Source organism: Cyclonatronum sp. (assembly GCF_022565315.1).
Lineage (GTDB): Bacteria > Bacteroidota > Rhodothermia > Balneolales > Cyclonatronaceae > Cyclonatronum.
Genome location: NZ_JAIUMX010000074.1, coordinates 1 through 18,199, shown reverse-complemented (window position 1 = coordinate 18,199; position 18,199 = coordinate 1). Strand labels below are relative to the sequence as shown.

The following is an 18,199-nucleotide window of genomic DNA, read 5'->3' as shown; positions in this document are numbered from 1 at the left end:
GTGCCCATGTCGGCAAGCCTTAAAAACCCGCTCAGGCTTCGTTACACATATGGTGTACCTACGGCACACGAAATTTTAGAGGGGGCGGCGCTTTTTCTACCCATATGATATCCCTCCGGGATATTGGTGCTTACCGCCGATTCGGCAATGCAGGCTGTTTTCCATCGGATCACTAATTCAAAAAGCCTCAAAAAACTTACTGCTTACCTTTGCGGCTTTGCGCGAAATAAAATCCGCGCAAATCCGGACCAATCCGCCCAATCCGCGGGCCATTATCGCGGACCATGAGATCCGTATGGCGCGCGGGTTACGGTTTGGGGGAGCGGGGGCAGGGGTTTCACCCATTGGTGATGCTCAGCGGTGAGGCGGGCTGCGGGCCAGGGGCCGGTGAGGCGGGTGCCGTTGGGGAGGATGAGTTCGCCGACGATTTGGAGCTCTGTGCCAGGGCTGATGTAGAGCCGGGCTTCGCCGGTGAGGCGGAGGCTGGCGTTTTCGGGGATGCGGGTGGTTTCGGTGAAGAAGAGGTGCTGTGCGATTTCCGGAGGTTCGGGCAGGCCGGTAAAGAAGGGATCTTCGGAGAAGATGACGCGCAGCTTCCCCGCGCTGTCGGGCGGGGCGGGGATCCACGCGCTGATGCCGGCATAGCGCCCGCTGCGGTCGAGGGCCGCGGGGTTGGTGAAGGGCGTGAACAGGGTTTTGCCGCTTTCCGATGCCGGACCAAATGCAGTCTCAAAGTGCATGCCGCGGGTGTGGGTGATGCAGCGCTCCGGGTCGTGGTTTTCGTAGTGGTAGAGCGGATAGGGATTGTTGGCGGCGAGCACCGAATCTTCGGTTTCGATATGGAAGTTGTCGCGGTAGGAAACGCCCTGCGGGTGTTCGGCGACCCGACGAAATACCGGTTGGGGCCGCGCCGAGCCGCAGGCCATGCTCGTGCCGGTGAGCTCCCAAACATGATGACCCGAAGCCGGGAACGTGCGGATGTTGTGGATGCGGCTGCTGTAGGGCGGCAGGATTTCGTAGATAAACAGGCCGCGGTCGTTGGGGTTGGTGGTGGCGAGGTCGTGGGTGCCGGGTCCGCCGGAGAGCTGATGCAATTTCTGCCGGTTTTCGAAGATGATGAGGCTGCCGTCGGGCCGCTGAAAGGCGGCGGCATGGCCGGTGGTGTAGTAGTCGGCCAGCGTTATTTCGGTGTAGGCGCGGGGGGCTTCCTTCCGGGGGAGGGCTTCGGTGGTGGCGGACTGTGGAGCGGGCTCGGCCGCGGGGTTTGGTTCGGTGCCGGATTCCCGGACCTGTTTTGCCGCAGTGTCCGGTTGAGAGGCCGGGATGCGCTGCATGCGGCCCCAGCCGAGGGTTTCGCGCTCCCAGGCGTTGATGCTCTGGTTGGCGAGGTAGGTGTGGAACAGGCCCCAGTAGGCCGGGTGCGTGCCGCCGGCACCAACATACGGGTGAGCCGCCCCGAGCAGGTGATGCCCGATTTCGTGGATGAGGTAGCCGACCGCCTGCTCCGTACCGGTGAAGGTGAGCGTTTGTCCGCTGCCGGCTGCCCAGCCGGCGTTTACGCGGTAACCACCGCCGACTTCGATCTGCCCGGAGCCGAGGGCGGCGATGCCGTTCCAGCGGGCGCCGAAGGGATGTGCGCGGCGGTCGGGCCGGCGATAGACGACGATCACGTAATCGAAGGCGCCGCCGGCTTCATAGATGTGCAGGCCGGGCGAGGGCGTGCGCCAGCGGTCGAAGGCGTCGTAGGGCTGCGTGAGGCGGCCTGGCTGCGAGCGGTCGTCGCCGTCGCCGAGCAGGTTTTGCAGAACGTGCCGGTTCACTTCGCCGTAGCTGCGGCCGTAGAGGGAATCGGGCACCCCAACATAGGCCGCGGTGCCGGTGAACGCGAGGCGCCCGAGGGAGGCCTGATCGAAATACAGCGTCAGGTTTTCGTAGCGGTTTTGGGCACGGGCGTGGTGAAGGGTGGGGCTGATGAAGTGGTGCATCCAGGCAGGGACGGTTTCGGGGGAGGCCGGATCAGGGCGCTCCTCCCAGAGCGGCATGGGGGCATCGTCGCCGTCGAAGCGGGCAAAGACGAGCAGCGCGTGGATGTGGCCGGCAGCGGGCATCAGCTGACCGTAGCGGAGGGTGTCGCCGGGGGCCGGTTGCAGCACCGTTGGCTGCACAAATGTTGGGGCAGGGAGGCCGGTGGCCCGTGACGCGCTGTGATCAGGTTTGGGAGGCAATGCCGACGAAGACCGGCAGGCGGTGAGGGCAAGCAGCAGGAGTACCCCCGCTAAGCCCTGTAAAGGCCAGGCCGCTGCTTTTTCACCCGTCCAAAAAAAATAAAAAAGCTGCCTCATCAGCGGAAGTAAATGATGGCGCTCATCACCAGCAGCAGCACGACCCAAACGACGATGGCGTAGGGGCTGAAGCGGGTTTCTTCGCGTTTTTCGCGCCAGGTTTTGGGGGTTACGCCTTGTGCGAGCAGGGTGATGATGCCGGCGAGGTTAAAGCAGATCACGTAGGTGATCATGAGCAGGGCGGCGCTGAGGGCGAGGGCGGTTTCGCCGGTACCGAGGTACAGGCCGGTGGCGACCAGGGGCGGCAGCAGGGCTACGGCTACCATTACCCCGATTACGGCTGCGGAGATGCCGCGGGTGAAGGAGAGCACGCCCGCGATGCCGGCGGCCATGCCGAGGGCGATATCGGCGAAAGTGACTTCGGTGCGTGAGAGGAGTTCTGGCACATCCGGATCGACGGGCAGCAGCAGGCCGAGTCCGACCGAGAGCGCAAAGGCCAGGCTGAAGCCGGTGAGCAGTGATTTGAGCGACTGCCTGAGCAGGTTCTGATCGCCCAGGGTGGTGGCGAGCGACAGGCCCACGTTGGGGCCAAGCAGGGGCGCGATAACCATAGCGCCGATTACGATGGCGGCGTTGTCGCGCATCATGCCGGTGGCGGCTACGATGGTGCTCATGGCGGTGAGGGCGACATAAACCCAGGAGAGGTCGATCATCTCTTTGATATCCTCATACATCTCGACGATGGAGATGCGGTACACCTTGTCGCTGCCGTTTGTGCCGGCGGGGTAACCGGAAGGCTTGATGGGGTTATTGGGCTCCTTCTCCGGCTCTTTGGCTTCGATTTTCGGGATGGTGGCTTCTACGCTGAGCAGAATTACGCGGAAATCATCGTAGCCCTCCCCTGCTTCGGAAGCCTGCCGCATGAGGGCTTCGGAGTACTCGACTTCGCACAGCACGCGGGCGATTTTGCGGCCGTCGCGCATGTCATCAACCCACATTTCGATCATGTTTTCGCGGTCGAGCCGCTCGTGCAGGTCGGGTTTTTCTTTTGGAGTATAAATTTCGATGAGCCGGAGCGCCATAGCAGAGCAGGTACTTTTTGGGGTTTCTGTAAGTTAATACTTCTGCCCGTTTTTCGTGAAGTATGATGCAGCAGCGAAGGGCTGCCTTTGGGAAGCATTCGTTATGTTAGCTGCTTTAGCTTTATATTTGGCATAGTGAAATCAATTCATGAACAGCATAATATCATCTTTTCAATTCTATGAGAACACTTTCTGCAGGAACATTTTTAAAACTTGGACTCATTTTTTCGCTGCTTTTTGCGGTGAGCTGTAACAATATTGGCCGGGGTGCGCTCATTGGCGCGGGTGCAGGCGCAGGCGTTGGCGCGGTTGCAGGTGCAATTTTGGGCGATACAGCCAAAGGCGCCATTATCGGGGCCGCCGTGGGCGGCGCCGCAGGTGCAATTATCGGCTCGCAGATGGACCGTCAGGCGCGTGAGCTGTCTGAGGAAATTGAAGGTGCTTCTATTGAGCGCGTGGGCGAGGCCATTGCGATTAAGTTTGATTCAGGTCTGCTCTTCGGCTTTGATTCGGCACAGCTCTCCCCTACAGCGCGGGGCAACCTGCAGTCGCTGGCCGAAAGTCTTGACCGTTTCGACAATACCGATATCGTAATTATCGGACATACCGATAATGTGGGCTCTGCAACTTACAATCTGGGCCTGAGTGAGCGCCGTGCAACTTCGGCGGCTGATTACCTGGCGTCGCTGGGTGTTGAGCGCGGCCGGCTTGTGGTGGAAGGCCGCGGCCTCACCGAGCCGATTGCGGATAATGCGACCGATGAAGGCCGTGCCCTTAACCGCCGCATCGAAGTGGTAATTGTGGCAAGTGATACTTTCCGGGAGGAAGTACAAGAATAGGCTTTCTTACCTTTTGCTCTTAAATCGCTGTCTGGTATATCCAGGCGGCGATTTTTTTTTGAATGATATTTCGTTGATTTGTATTTAAACAGAAATAGTCAGATTTTTGTTTAAACTAATAAATTATTCAATCATCCTTTTGCTATGAACTATTTTAACGATACGCTTCGTGATGCCGGCTTGCTTCTTCTGCGGGTAGGCATCGGTTTTATGATTATGCTGCACGGCTATCCCAAAATTATGGGCGGTCCGGAAACCTGGGAACAGCTCGGTGGGGCGATGGGCTTTTTGGGGATTACCTTTTGGCCTGTTTTCTGGGGACTGATGGCTGCCGTGGCCGAATTTTTGGGCGGCATTTTTCTGATGCTGGGATTGCTTCACCGGCTTGCCGCTGCGGGACTTGCCTTCACCATGTTTGTTGCCGTGATGCTTCACATTGGCATTGGCGATCCTTTCATGCCGAAAGTTGCCTATCCGCTGGAGCTGGGCATCGTTTTCATTAGCCTTGCGCTGATAGGTCCCGGCAAATTTGCCCTGGATAATTTGATTTTTAAGAAAAAGTAGCTTTTTTAACCGCTTAATTTTAAAAAGGCTGCCTGTTTTCAGGCAGCCTTTTTTTGTGCGGCTGATTTTTGGTATCCTTAAGATTACCCCCATTTTAAATCCTCTGCTGATTTCTGTTTTGCGCGTCACACTTTTTATTATCGCTTTCATTTTTTCCTGCATCGCCCTCCCCGGAGTTTTGACGGGCACGGCTGTTGTACAGGCGCAGGCAGGCGAACGGGCAGCGGATGATAAAGGCGGCGCCCCCTCCCCTGCTGCGGAAGTTATTGAGCAGTTGATTGCGCATCAGCAGCAGATTCTGGCAGATGTGCACACTGTGGAAATCCGCTACACGGCCATGGGCGAGCCCTTCGAAACGGTGAGGCTCCGCAAGGAAGTGCGGGAGGGAGAAGCCGTTTTGGTTCCGGATGAGGGGGATGAGCTGCTGGCCTATTTCAGCTTCATGCAGTTTTTGGGGGATGAGCTTCGTGCCCTGCTGGGCAGTGCCGTGGCGGAGGCCGACAGCTTAAACGGCCTTGGGGTGATGCGCTTCACGCTCGATGCTCAGGCCCTGCGTGAAACGCCGCTGCTTTCAGGTATGGAAGAGGCCCCGCTTCGGGAGGCGGTATTTTGGATGGATGCGGAACGGCTGCAGCTGGCGGGTTTCCGGTTCAGGTCGCTGAACAGGTTCGGCCGCACGGTTGAGCTTCGGGCGGAGTATCCGCGCTACGAAACGCAGCAGGGGTTTCCGGCTCCGGCGGAAATCCGGCTTTCGATGACCGGCGTGTACGCGCAGATCTCAGATGCGGAATATGCCGCCGAGCTGGCGGAGCTTCAGTTTCTGCTCGATAACCTGGATACCTTTCCGGCCGGGCGCCGGGAACAAGCAGAGCGCGAGCTGCTCGAACTGAAAGCCGAACTGCACCGGATGGCGCAGGGCGATGCCCTTGAAGCAACGCTCACCGCTACGGGGATAATCGTGCGCTGAGGATTGATAGATTTGAGGATTCGAGGATTCGAGGATTTGAAGATTCGATGATTTGAGATTATGGCTTCCGGCTTTGGAGCTTGGGAAGGGATTTGTTTTTTGGGGTGATGGTTTTTGAGGCAGCGGCAGCTTTCGGTACCGGAGCTGCTTTTTACGTAACCGCCTGATTATTTGGGTTGCAGGTGTGCCCCCGGTTTGATAGATTCAACCCATGCTGCAATATTTTTGCAGCGTCGGCCTTCACATTTTTGTGGGGCCTGAACTGAACCCAAAAAAGGCTGCCCCTGAGATAGAGGCAGCCTTTTGTTGGTTTTTGGGGGGGCTGCGGTATGTGGTAAAAAGCAGTTTCGGAAAGGAGATTTAGGAGAGGGTTTTTTGGTGGTTTTGACTTGTGATTGTGGCCTCTTTATACACGAGACTTTCATAGTTCAGGATTTCTGCTTTGCCGTTGAATAGCAAATATGCTGAGTACATTTTTCAAACACGTATGTTTCTACAGCACCATAACGGCTTGGCATTTGTGCGGCGGGACGATCATATAAGATCATAAGTAACAATTACTTACCCGTCCGCACGAAATGCTTGTTATAGTGCATCCATCTTTATGGTTTGGCTAAGAGCTTCAATAGTGCTTTGTTGATATAGAACTTCTCTTTACCCAATTTCTCGGATGATAATATACCAGCTCTTTCTAATTGGGATAAATAATTTCCTACGGTTTTTAAGGTTCCTAAACCAGCATCAGACAATACTTGGCGTTTTGTATATGGTAACTTGAATAAAATTTCAACAAGCTCTTTGGAATAAGCCAATGGCACCTGTTCCTTTATCTGCTCACCAACAGCATCCATTAGTTCTGAAATAGCGTGAATCTGCTTTAATGCACGCTGCGCTATCACTTCTACCATGTCCAACATATATAACACATAAGGTTCCCACTCTTGCCTTTCAGTTACACCTCGCAATAGCTCATAATATGACAACTTGTTGCGAATAATGTATTCACTTAAATAAATAGCTGGAATTTGTAGTAAACCTGAGAGCTTCAAATACAGAAGCAACAAAATTCTACCTGTTCGACCATTTCCATCTGCAAACGGATGAATCGCTTCAAATTGATAATGTAACAAAGCCATTTTTATAAGTGGATCCAAGTTATCCGGCTCATTAATAAAACGCTCTAATTCGGACATTTTATTACGAATTACAGTTTCGCCAGTTGGAGGCGTGTACAACACTTTTCCTTCAGAATTAGCCAAAACTGTGCCTGGGGTGACTCGGATACCAGAGGAATTCTGCTTTATACACTGAACCATTTCTACACAAAGATTTGTAGAAATAAACGGTCGCTTCTCTATGCGTTCCAGCCCAAGCCACAAAGCCTCTTTATAACGCAAGACTTCTTTAACGGCTAGTACACCCGCTTTTCTATCAGCTATTATGTCACGGTACAAATCGTCATTCGTAGTGATTATATTTTCAATTTCAGAGCTTGATTTTGCCTCCTGAAGATGAATGGTATCCAGAAATAAGGTTGGGTTTGGTAAATTAGTGAGTGCACCATTCAATTCTGACAGTGCACGGCTTGCTTTTATAAGCTTGCGCATTACAGGCTTAGTTTCCAAATCTACATCTGGTGGCAGTGGTGGAAGGTCATTATATGGAATGTTTGGACTAAACATGCATGAAAAAGTCAAGAGTAAGAATTACTTTCGTATTTAAAACAAAGGTAAGATACAAATAAATTTACTCTCATTAAGATTTGTCTGGGTAACTTCTTCCTGAAATTACCCTTATAAAGACGCTCGCTTTTAATGCACTATAGCGCCTTATTGAACAACCCAATCCCACCTTTCCAAGTCGTATAACTCACTAAATTCTAACTTAAACATCTTCCGGGTGGTTATTAAGTGCCAAAAGGGGTGGTTAATAGTGCAAAAATTTGAAGTCGTATAAGTAATTACTTATGCAGCTTCGACTGTTATATTAAAGTAGGTGAAAGCCCTTAACAAAAAAAATTTATTCCGTCATTTTTTCCTTTCTTCCCGTCCCCTCACCCCCAATAACACAAAAGGCCGCCCCGGTGTGGGGCGGCCTTTTGTGGTGGTAATGCTCGGTAAATTTTTAGTGCTGTGCTGCGCTTCTGTCCCGAATTGCTACTCAAAATCGGTGTTGAGGCGGAAGCGGGAGATGCGGTTGTTGTTGGTGTCGGCTACGTACACGATGCGGCGGAAGTAAGCTACGCCCGAGGGGTTGTCGAATTCACGGGCGCCGTTGCCGGTGCCGCCGAAGGAGACGTTGATCGCGCGGGTACCGGAGGAGCCCGGCGGCGGGTTTACGCCTTCGATGCCGTTCGACTGAAACAGGTACAGGCTGTCGCGGGCCGCATCCACTACGAAGATGTGGGCGCGCTCGTCGCCGGAGAAAGCGATGCCACTCGGATTGGTGAAGCGGTTTTGGTCGTACAGGAAACTTCTTGCCCGGGTCGTGTCGCGGTTCAGCAGGTTGGGGTTGGAGCGGTACTCGATACCGTCAGGCGTGTTCACCGCATTCACCCAAAGTACGCGAAACGGTATATCGCGGGGGTTATCCGGGTCTGGGGCGCCTTGCGACATCAGGAAGCTGCGGTCAGCGGGTACGTTGTCGCGCTGCGGAGGCGTGGCAAAAGTTGCAATATCGGTGAGGTCGATCGCGCTGGTGAGCGAGGGCGAGTTGGGGTTGAGTGCCCGGATCTGACTCGTGTTGCGCATGCGGGCCGGATTGTTGGCAACAGGGCTCATAATCAACACGGTGTTGTCCTGCGTGATGGCTTCACCGGTGCGGTTCCGCGGACCGCGGCGGGTTACGTACAGCTCGTTGTTGGCCAGGGTCGAAAGACCGGTGATCTGAACGAGCTCGTCATTATCCGGAATGTTCCGGTTCAGGCGGTTCCGCTGGGAAGCGGTCGTTGCGCGGCTGGCGTCCATAAAGGGATGCACCATTACCTGTACGAGTTCGATCGGGCCGGCGCCGTTTGCATTTTTGATTTTGTACACTGCCGGCAGGTTCCAGGTAATGTCCGGATTCACGGCCGTAATTACGGTGTCGTAGCGGGCAGCCACGTAAACGTTCAGCAGGCGGTCCTGCGTAACGGCTACGGCGTTGCGCAGGCTCGCGTTCTGAGACGTGCTGATGTCGAAGTCACCGGCATCGCTCAGGGTGAGGTAGCGGCGGCCGGCGCGGTCGAGCACGTGCAGGCCGTCTGCATCGGTTACGTACACAAGCTCGTCATAGCCCACAAAAATGTCGGTTGGCTTGTTGAAGATATCCCAAAACGGGAGCAGGGCAACGTAGCCCACATCTTCCACAATCAGGTTCGGATCAAGCCGGCCATCCTCAAAAATTTCGTCGGTTATGCGGTCCTGTTTGGAGCCGAACATATCCTCACAGGCGGTGAGTAATGCCACGGCGGCCGCAAACAGAAAAAGGGTAGTAAAGAACTGCTTCATAATCGGGTTAGCTTATCTTTCTTAAAGATTGAATTTGAGCGCAAAGCGGTGCAGGCTTCCGAGGCGGTCCCGGGTGCTGAAACCGTAGTCAAGGCCCAAGCTGTAGTTGAGCACCGGCAGGTTAAATCCGACACCGAAGCTGGGCAGAGAAGCTTCATCAACACCAAACTCATAGCCCGCCCGCAGGTAAAACTGATTCAGGTAGATGAGTTCAGCGCCTAAGCTGAACTGCTCGGCGTTATCGGCCGGGTTGGTGATCTGCGCCAGGCCTACTACGGAGAGGTTATCACCGGTAAATACATCATAGGCCGCTCCCATTTTGAAGGTTGTTGGCGGTGATACTTCTTCGAATTCCGTTTCACGGATTTCTCCGTTCAGGTCGAGGCGGCGCACTTCACCTGAAGGGCTCGCATCAATCCCGAAATTATTGAGACCCACGGCAAAGCGCAGGCCCGTATCCCCGACGCGGTAGAAAAAACCGACGTCGAAAACGACCGTCTGCGCCTCAAACTCGGCGATGCGCTCTTCCACATATTTGAAGGTTACGCCATAGCTGAACAGGTTGGTGAGCTCCTGTGCAAAGGTAAGCCCGGCCGCCATGTTGATGGCGCGGAAGGTCCGGCCGGTTCCGAAAGGATTGAACTCGGTAGTTTCGTTAATGTCGCCGGAATCCAGGTACAGCAGTGAGGCCCCGAAGGCCATGCTGCCCATACGGTGCACATAGGCCGCGTAATTCAGGGAGATATCCGTGAAATACTGCGTGTGCCCGAGCTGAATCTGATTTCCGCGCATCTGAGCGGCAAGCGCCGGGTTCAGGTACAGAGCGGAAGCATCAGCCGCATCGGCTACATTTGAAGCACCCAGACCAGATGAACGGGCATCAGGGTTAATTTTGAGAAACTGAAAACCTGAGGTACCGGAACGGGAGTTACCCAGACTGGGGATAATGCTGCGCTGCGCCTGAACCGTGTCTGCGAATCCAAACAACAGCAGCATTACGAGCACGCCCAGGGCGTGAAGAGATCGTTTTGTACTTTTTTTATGAGACATGATGAAGGTCATCAGCTATCAGAAATTAAAGGCAAGGCCAAACATGATGTGGCGCTGTTCGAGGAAATTGGCCGGGTTGAGGAAGGCCGGGCTGTTGTTGTCGCGCGGATCTACGTAGCGCGGGTCGCGCACGTTGGCCGGAACGTCGAAGCGGCGGTCTTCCCGGAGGGCAATCAGCGCCTGAGGATCGGTCGGGTAATCCGTGCGGTAGGCTTTGCCGGTTACCGGGTTGATAATGGCAGCGTTTTTCGCATTGAAGAGGTTTGTGATTTCAAGCGATCCGCGCAGGCGGGTATTGCCGATGTTAATCCAGCGCTCGAAGGTGAGGTCGAACATGATCCATGGCTCACCGACTTCAGAGAATCGGCGGTTCGGATCGGGATCACGCTCGTAAATCGGGCGCCAGTCTTCCACGCCCGTTACCGGGTTACGCTCGTTGCCGCGGAATACCATTGGCGTATAGCGGATACCGCTTCGGTACATACCCGAAAGAAACAGGCGGAACTGATTGAGCGGCGGCAGACCGAATAGCGGGTCGTTGGGGCGATCCCAGGTAAAGATGATGTTTCCTTTGATGTCCCACGGGCGATCCCAGGCCAGAGGTGTTTCGATGTTGTTGCCAAAATCCTGTCCGCCTGAGATAATGTTGGTGAGGGCATCGTTGGATGTCGAGCTGAGGCCCTCCGCACGGGAGTAGGTCACGCTTAGCGACCCCTGCAGGAAGTGTGAGTAGCGCTTCAGGTAGGAAAGCTCAAGACCGCGCACGCGGGCGAAATCGCCGTTCACACGGAAGGTACGCTCGGTTTCACGGCCGGCAGCATCAATTACGTTAATCCGCTCAGCGGTAATAAAGTCGTATTTATCGCTCCAGAAGGCCGTTACGTTAAGGGCATCGTTGGCAGTAAGCTGATACCGGAAACCGATTTCGTAGGAGATATCCATCTCCGGGTTCAGGTTCGGGTTCCCGAGGTTACTCAGGAAGGAGCGATCCTGATAGAAGGGATCAAGGCCGGCGTACACGTGTGTGGGGTGGGGCAGCTTCGATTTATGGGAGTAGTTGAAATACATCACCATGTTTTCCCGCACCGGGAACGACACGTTGATACGCGGCAGAAGCCGCATTTTGAAACGGTTTCCAAACAGGCTGTAGGTCTCGTTTTTATAAGCTTCGCGCACCACATCCGGGATGGGCGAAAGCGGATCATCTATGAAATTATCAACATAGCTGCCCGGAAACCAGTACTCGAGGCGGGCTCCGATATTGGCGATGAGGCCGCGGTAGCGGATCTGATCGCTCACAAAAAGCGAGCCGCGGGCAGGCCGTACATTCCAGATATCAGAAGTTGCGCCGAGGCGGCCGGTCTGTGTTTCGGTGTCGTCATCAATCTGAATCGGAGCACCCACCCATGGTCGGCTGATGTCGATCCACTGGTAATTGTTGAAGTTCATTTCGAGCCCCACACGCAGGCGGTGGTTGTTATCGGCAAGAAAGGAAGTTACCGTACCTCTGAAAGTGATTTCTTCAGCGAAGTGATCGTGCCAGAGAGAGGCTATACCGCCATTGTTGGCAAACCCGTCGCCGGGCAGGGCGTAGGTGAACTGATCACCAGCCGGAAAAGGCGCAATGGGGAACGTGATGATGCTTGCGGCGTCGAACTCACCGTCCACAAACTGCGGGCGCCAGTTCCGGCCGTTGGCATCCGCGCGGAGGCGGGTGAAGAAACGGCTCAGCTGCACATCGTAGAACGTGGAGTTGGTTACGGCGTGCGTCCATTTGATATACGCCATGTTGCTGTCGTTGGCATAGGTGTTGGCGTTATCAAGGTTCTCCCCGAAAAAGAACTGATAGCCGGGACGGATCTGAACATCATCCCCGATAATCTGAAGCATTCGGGTATTTTGGTTCACTACCAGAGAACGGTTGTAGGCCGCTTCGAGTCGCATACCCGGCCTGATGCGGTAGGTGAGTTTAAAAAGGCCGCTGTAGCGGTTATCCTGCCGGGGCGACCAGAACGTGTTATTGATGAGAGAACTCTGCACCTGATCGGCCGTCTGACGCATAAATTCGTTTGTTACATTTACCTGACCAGCCATAAAAAACGACATAGAGCCGGGCAGGTTAATACCGAGGGCAGGAAGAATGCTTTCCGTAAGCGGAAAAGGGCCGCCGAGCGTAAAATCGTATATATCAGTAAAGAAGTTGGAGCTTGCACCGGTCATGCGGCCGGGGTTATCCCGCTTGTGGGCAAAGTTGCCTGTGAAGCGCTCCCCGCCTGACTGCGTCTGCACGCTCACTACACCGGAGGTTGCATTTCCGAATTCCACATCAACGCCGCCGGTAGTTACTTCCACGCTTTGGAAGGCATTGGCACCGAGATCAAGACCGAAGCCGGTACCGGCAAGCGGGTTTTGGGCAGAAACACCGTCAATCACAAAACCGGTTTCGTTGGCGCGGCCGCCGCGGATGTACAGGCCCGAGGGGTCGCGCACAACGCCGGCAGTCATCCCAACTACTTCATCAACCCGGCGAACCGGGGCTGCGGAAATCTGCTCCCGGCTCAGGCTTGTTGAGGTGGATGATTTTTCGATGTCGAAAATAGGCCGCTCGCCGATTACCAGCACTTCTTCACCGGTTGAGAGCGGCTGAAGCCCCATCTCAACATCAAGTACCGTTGTTTCACCGGCAACTACGCGCACGCCTGTAATGAGAATGCGTTCATAGCCGATGTAGCTGAACTCCAGGGCGTATTCGCCGGGCCGGATGTTACGGATGTTGTACACCCCGTCGAGGTTGGTGGCGTCTCCGAAACTGGTTCCCCGCACAATCACATTCACCCCGATAAGGGTTTCGCGGTCGTCGCGGTCAATAATGGTGCCGGTAATGTTACCGGTATTTTGGGCATTAACGGCAGCGGGCCAGAGCCAAAGGGCTGCGAACAGGGCCGTCATCAAAAGTATCGTTCTTTTCATTGCTGAAAACCAAGTATTTCAATGCATGTTATCTCAATTAGCCGCGTGAGTTCACTGTCGGCAGTGAACTCTCTTAAATCAACACCGAAATAAAGAATACTTTCGTCGGGGTTGGTAGCTGAAATCAGTTTGGAGCCGCCAAAATCATTAATGAAGCCCGTAACTGCTGCCCGTGTTTTAAAATCGGCCTCAAACAGCGGCACTGTTTCTCCGAATGGAATGAGCGGGTAGTAGGAAAGCAGGTTTCTCCTGAACTGCAGGAAAGGCGGGTTGCTCACAAATTCGGTGGGTTCTATCAGCGAGTTGTTGGCGATGAAAAAGCTCTGCTGACCCGAAGGCAGTACTTCCATTCGCTGGAATGGCAGGAACTGAAACAAGGGGTTATCTGCGGGCAGGTCACGGGTCGGGATGTTGATGAACATAGTTCCGCCGTTTTCAAAAAAGCGAACGGTTAGCTCAAGCGCATAGCCTACATTCCGGTCAAGGTTGTTGGAAACCCAGTAGATATGATCCCACTCAGCGAGCATCAGGTTGATGGTCGGGTTACCGAGGGAGCGGTCTGGAAAAGCCCGCGATAACACAACGCGCCGGCCGCCGGTCGTTACCCCGTCAGTTATATCCATGAAGTCAAACTGATTGATCCCCACATTTCGCAGCAGGTCAAAGTGCTGCTGTACGATCTGGAAGTTGGTGTCCCCCTGAATATCGTTAAGCACCAGCACCCGTGAGGTCTGTTGTTTGATGTACCACTCGTAGGAAACAACCTCGCTTAAGGCACCCGCATTATCAACCGCGCGGATGTAGAATGTGTTATCTGCATTCAGGTTAATTGTATCGAATGAAAGATCGGAGCTGTTCAGCGCGCGGCCAAGAAAAACCTGGCTCGTTACAGGGCTAACGGTATCATCTACCCGCACGGTGATGAAAGAAACATCAGGCGGTACAGACTGCCAGCTCGTAGTATCGTTGATGGCCATTTCAATGCGGTTGAGGTTGGCATCGCCGTCGGGGTCGGAGGCCTGCCATCCAAAACTGAACACACGGAAAGTGGAATCAGGCGGTGTTTCAAGGGCCCGGAACCGGATATTGGGAGGTGAGTTCCGTATTGGAAAGACGAGGTTGGGCGGCTCCGGATCTACAGCACCTTCGTTATCAACAGCGCGTACCGTAAAACGGACGTCCGCATCGGTATTGCCTTCCTCAATGGGAAGCACAAAAAGGCTGTCGGTTCTGGTGGTAAAAACCCAGGGCTGCTCATCGTCGTCCCCGATACGAAATTCATAGCCAACGATATACCCGTCGGGGTCGTCGCCCCACCATGAAATATTGATTTGGCTCGTGAGTCGGGTTCCTTCCGGCAGGTTTATTTCATTCACCGTGAGGAAAGTACGCGGAGGCTGGTTTTCATTGAAGTTTCCGTCGAAACCGGCATCACAGGATGCAAGAAAAAGAATTCCTGCAAGCAGGCCGGCAACAGCAAGTATCGTACGCATGGATAATGGCAAGATTAACAAATGGGAAGGGCACCAAAGCGCCCTTCCCGTTGAAGTAAGTAGCAGATGCTCCGCTTATTTCACGAGCATCATTTTTTTCGTTGATACGAAAGTACCCGCGTCTATGCGGTAAATGTAGGTACCGCTCGCGAGGCGGGAAGCATCAAAATTAATGATGTATTGCCCGGCAGCCTGATGCTCGTTCACCAGCATTGCAACCCGGCGGCCCAGGATGTCATACACGGAGAGCGTTACATTGGTGGCTTCAGCCAGGGTGTACCGAATGTTCGTAGTTGGGTTGAACGGGTTCGGGTAGTTCTGCTCAAGAGCAAACTCAGTTGGGCGCTCGGTGTTTTCCGTGCTTGTGGCACCAAGATCGAAATCGGTGTTAAAGCGCGGAATCATCTGCAGCGTGCCGTTGAAGTTACCAACGAGGGCTGTGAGCGTGAACGGTCCCTGCGGGATATCAAGGCCGATGTAATCTGCCTCAGTAAAGTTGGTACGCAGGATGCGGGTTTCATCCTCGCCCAGCGAAGGATCCGTGATCTGATAGTTGGTAAGGCCGGCAAACTGCCCTTCAGCACCTACAAAGGTTACGTTAGGGATACGCACCAGCATCGATTCGTTCTCAGAAATCGTAATATCAGCAAGGGTGATTAGCGGGGGCACAAAGTCGATGTTACCAACCGGTCCGCCGGGATCGGTAGCCGGACGGAACTGAATCACACCCTGGAAAGCCGAGAGATCACCGCGAACGTTGGTCATCAGGTCGCCGATGGCATAGAACTCAGAAATACGGCCGGGAGCATCATCAATAAGAATCGCACCGGAAGCATCCTGAATGTACTTTTGGTTACGTGCTGAGCGCCAGTAGGTCACAACGGCTTCACCGGTGTACTCATAGAGGGTACCGTCACGGTCGCCGCCGCGAAGACCTGCGAGGGTAGCGAACTCTTCGATCTCAACTTCGATCTCATAAACACGCTCATTAACCAGGCTGTTTTCGAGGCCGGAAGCAGCAGCAATGGCTTTAATCGTTGTGGTCGCTTCAACGAGGATCGGAGAAGTGTACAGCGTTGATGCAGTAGTAGGCTCTGAGCCGTCGGTAGTGAAGTAAATGGCAGCTTCATCGGTCGGGCTTAGCAGGCTTACAGAAACAAAGTTCACATACTCACCCCCGGCAGGACTGAATACAGCCGGGAAGGTTTGTGTGGATGACTCGATGTAAATCACATCATTCACAGAAGCTGTTGTCTGAATTCCGTCAGGGGTAGTTGTAACAGCAGTGATGCTGAATTCAATAATATCGAAGGCATCAAAGGAGCCAAGCGCAGCGCTGAAAGTGTTGCCGCTTTGTGACATTTCAACCGAAACTTCTTCACCACTGTCTGCCGTGTATGGGCGCGCAGTATAGGTGAGGGTTACGCTGTTGAGGGTGTAATCATCTTCAGGAAGAAGCACGTCAACGGAAATATCAACGGGTGCGCCGGCAAGGGCAGGCTGAGGGAAGCTCAGGTTTTCAACGATGGGCGCAAAGCCAAGAATTACAAGGTCGTTTGGCCATCCCGGAGGGGCAACGCGGTCATCAGGGTTGTCGCCGTCATTAATCCACACAAATCCGTCTTCCATTGGGACGATGCGAAGTGAACGTTGAATCGGAGAAACATCAATATTGTCAAAGTCTGTATTGTTTACAACTACGAAGCCGGACCAGTTAACAACTGATCCTGATGGCGGGGGGACAAACGGCCCGTCAACAGCAGGGCGGCGGTAGTTGTAACCGCGGCCTTCACCAGTTTCAGGGTTGAAAGCGTAGTTGTCACGGTCGTTACGGAAACGTAATGAAATGTCGACGCTTTGTGCTGCGGCTCCGTCTGCTGCTACGATGAAACGTGGACGACCTATTTCATTCTCAAGGCGACTGATAATTTCAGCACCCTCAATTCGTACATACTGGTGAATAAATTTGCTGTAGTTTTCCGATCTCCATGTGAATTGACCGTTGCCGGCAGGGCTGTTCAGATCAGAAAGCGGAATCGTACGTGGCTGAAGCAGTACATCCAAATCAGCATATTCTTCATCGAAATTTACGTTACCAATAGGTGTAACCAGCGTGGGATCGAACTGTGCTACATTACTCTGGAAAAACGTCAGAAAACCTTCAACGCGAATCACATCTCCGCGCACAAGACTTTCGAGGGTTTCGCGCTGATCGCCGCCTTCCACAATGTGCATGGCCATACCGTCACGGCCCATTGCTACTGCGTTGATATCTTCCACAAAAACGTGGATACGCCCGGGGAGGTTAGCATCTGTAGCACTTGCAAATCCGGAGGATTTCGGATAAGAAACTACCACTGCTTCGAAAACAACAGGAACGCCCGCAAGCGGGTGTCCGGCGAGGTCTTCAAAACTCGTAAGTGGTGTCGGGTATTCGTTCAGCTCACGAATGATGACTTCCTGCGGACCGTTTTGTGCCATCACATCAGTGAAAAGCAGCGCCCCGGCCAGTAGGGTCAATAGAGCCAGTTGTATATGTTTTATCATAGTACTGTTGAGGTTTTTGGTTGAGGGTTCACAGATTGGCGTGCTGCTCATCACTAATTTGGTAAGCCGGGATGAGCAGGGGTACTGACGGTAGCCTGTGAAACTTCCGGCAGCCCTGTTTTATGGAAAAAAAGATGATTACCTGATGAGGGCAAAGCGGCCCCGCTGCACATGGCCGGTTTCCCGGTCGCGTACGGTGTATAAATAAAGACCTGAAGCCAGGTTCTGATTGGCGGCTGAAAGCAGATCCCAGGCATGCTCTCCACCCGACAGGATGCGCTCACCCGAGGCAAAATCACGGAACCAGCGGGTATCGCCCTGATAGGTTGCGGCATCGTGGTCGAGGGTTGCCACGATTTCACCGGCAAGGGTGTACACCCGCACTTCGGCCCGGGCCGGCAGGTTGTAGAACATGATTTTGCGGGTGAAAGGCGTGCCGCCGTCCCATGCGGCATTTACACGATAAGGATTGGGATACACCCCAACTTTAAACTCGGGCTCGCCACTTTTAAAATCAGGGTTCGGGGCAGTTCCGGGGAAAACACGGATAGCGTTTGCATTAACGGAAGTTTCCAGCGGTGGTGATTCGCCGTCGCCGGCATCAAATGCTGTAACGGCAAACAAATACTGCCAGCCGCTGAGCATGCCGGTTACATCGTAGCGGTAATGATACTCAAAGGGATCACCGGGGAAGGTTACCGGCTCGGCTAAACGGATTTCATCGAAACCGGTACCGAATCCGGCCCCGCTTTCGGGCAGATCCCATTCGCGGATCATCTGCGCCGAGGTTGAAATGGTGCCGCGGAGGTCATCGCCCAGCTGCGAGCGGTACAGGCGGTAACCGGCAAAATCTTCCTCCCCGGAAACGGGATCAATGGAGAATTCGGCGCGGTTATCCCAGTAAATACTTGCAGTTC

11 protein-coding genes and 1 pseudogene are annotated in these 18,199 nt (G+C 54.1%); 3 read left to right on the top strand and 9 right to left on the bottom strand.

Annotation, left to right across the window (positions count from 1 at the left end; translation table 11 throughout):
- Nucleotides 1-272: 272 nt before the first annotated feature.
- Nucleotides 273-2,342: a hypothetical protein gene (locus tag LAT75_RS11240; RefSeq protein ID WP_291482762.1), complete on the bottom strand. Its 2,070-nt coding sequence runs from the start codon at nt 2,340-2,342 to the stop codon at nt 273-275.
- A complete protein-coding gene (locus LAT75_RS11235) occupies nt 2,342-3,364 on the bottom strand; it encodes a TIGR00341 family protein (RefSeq protein ID WP_291482761.1) in 1,023 nt (340 codons plus the stop codon). Before LAT75_RS11235 ends, LAT75_RS11240 begins: the two co-directional genes overlap by 1 nt.
- Before the next feature lie 179 nt (nt 3,365-3,543).
- On the opposite strand from LAT75_RS11235, the gene LAT75_RS11230 reads away from it, so the two are divergent.
- The 3 genes from LAT75_RS11230 (at nt 3,544) to LAT75_RS11220 (ending at nt 5,734) form a co-directional block, all read left to right on the top strand.
- Nucleotides 3,544-4,203 (top strand): OmpA family protein, encoded by a 660-nt coding sequence (locus LAT75_RS11230; protein ID WP_291482760.1) that lies wholly within the window; start codon nt 3,544-3,546, stop codon nt 4,201-4,203.
- A gap of 144 nt (nt 4,204-4,347) precedes the next feature.
- Nucleotides 4,348-4,767, top strand: a complete 420-nt coding sequence (locus LAT75_RS15655) for a DoxX family protein (RefSeq protein ID WP_363320556.1) — start codon at nt 4,348-4,350, stop codon at nt 4,765-4,767.
- 178 nt (nt 4,768-4,945) lie between these two features.
- A complete protein-coding gene (locus tag LAT75_RS11220; protein WP_291482758.1) occupies nt 4,946-5,734 on the top strand; it encodes a hypothetical protein in 789 nt (262 codons plus the stop codon).
- A gap of 602 nt (nt 5,735-6,336) precedes the next feature.
- On the opposite strand, the gene LAT75_RS11215 is transcribed toward LAT75_RS11220, so the two are convergent.
- The 7 genes and pseudogenes from LAT75_RS11215 to LAT75_RS11185 form a co-directional block, all read right to left on the bottom strand.
- Complete coding sequence (locus LAT75_RS11215) at nt 6,337-7,416, bottom strand: Fic/DOC family N-terminal domain-containing protein (protein ID WP_291482757.1); 1,080 nt, start codon at nt 7,414-7,416, stop codon at nt 6,337-6,339.
- 474 nt (nt 7,417-7,890) lie between these two features.
- Nucleotides 7,891-9,222, bottom strand: a complete 1,332-nt coding sequence (locus tag LAT75_RS11210) for a hypothetical protein (protein ID WP_291482756.1) — start codon at nt 9,220-9,222, stop codon at nt 7,891-7,893.
- A 21-nt stretch (nt 9,223-9,243) separates the two neighbouring features.
- Nucleotides 9,244-10,272: a PorV/PorQ family protein gene (locus tag LAT75_RS11205; RefSeq protein WP_291482755.1), complete on the bottom strand. Its 1,029-nt coding sequence runs from the start codon at nt 10,270-10,272 to the stop codon at nt 9,244-9,246.
- 18 nt (nt 10,273-10,290) lie between these two features.
- Nucleotides 10,291-13,221, bottom strand: coding sequence for a TonB-dependent receptor (locus LAT75_RS11200; protein WP_291482754.1), 2,931 nt, complete (start codon nt 13,219-13,221; stop codon nt 10,291-10,293).
- A gap of 17 nt (nt 13,222-13,238) precedes the next feature.
- Nucleotides 13,239-14,735, bottom strand: a complete 1,497-nt coding sequence (locus LAT75_RS11195; RefSeq protein WP_291482753.1) for a hypothetical protein — start codon at nt 14,733-14,735, stop codon at nt 13,239-13,241.
- A 75-nt stretch (nt 14,736-14,810) separates the two neighbouring features.
- Nucleotides 14,811-17,282 carry a chitobiase/beta-hexosaminidase C-terminal domain-containing protein gene (locus LAT75_RS11190; RefSeq protein WP_291482752.1) on the bottom strand — a complete coding sequence of 824 codons (2,472 nt, stop codon included), beginning with the start codon at nt 17,280-17,282 and terminating at the stop codon, nt 14,811-14,813.
- Between the two features lie 138 nt (nt 17,283-17,420).
- Nucleotides 17,421-18,199: pseudogene (locus tag LAT75_RS11185) on the bottom strand (hypothetical protein); the annotation flags it as partial.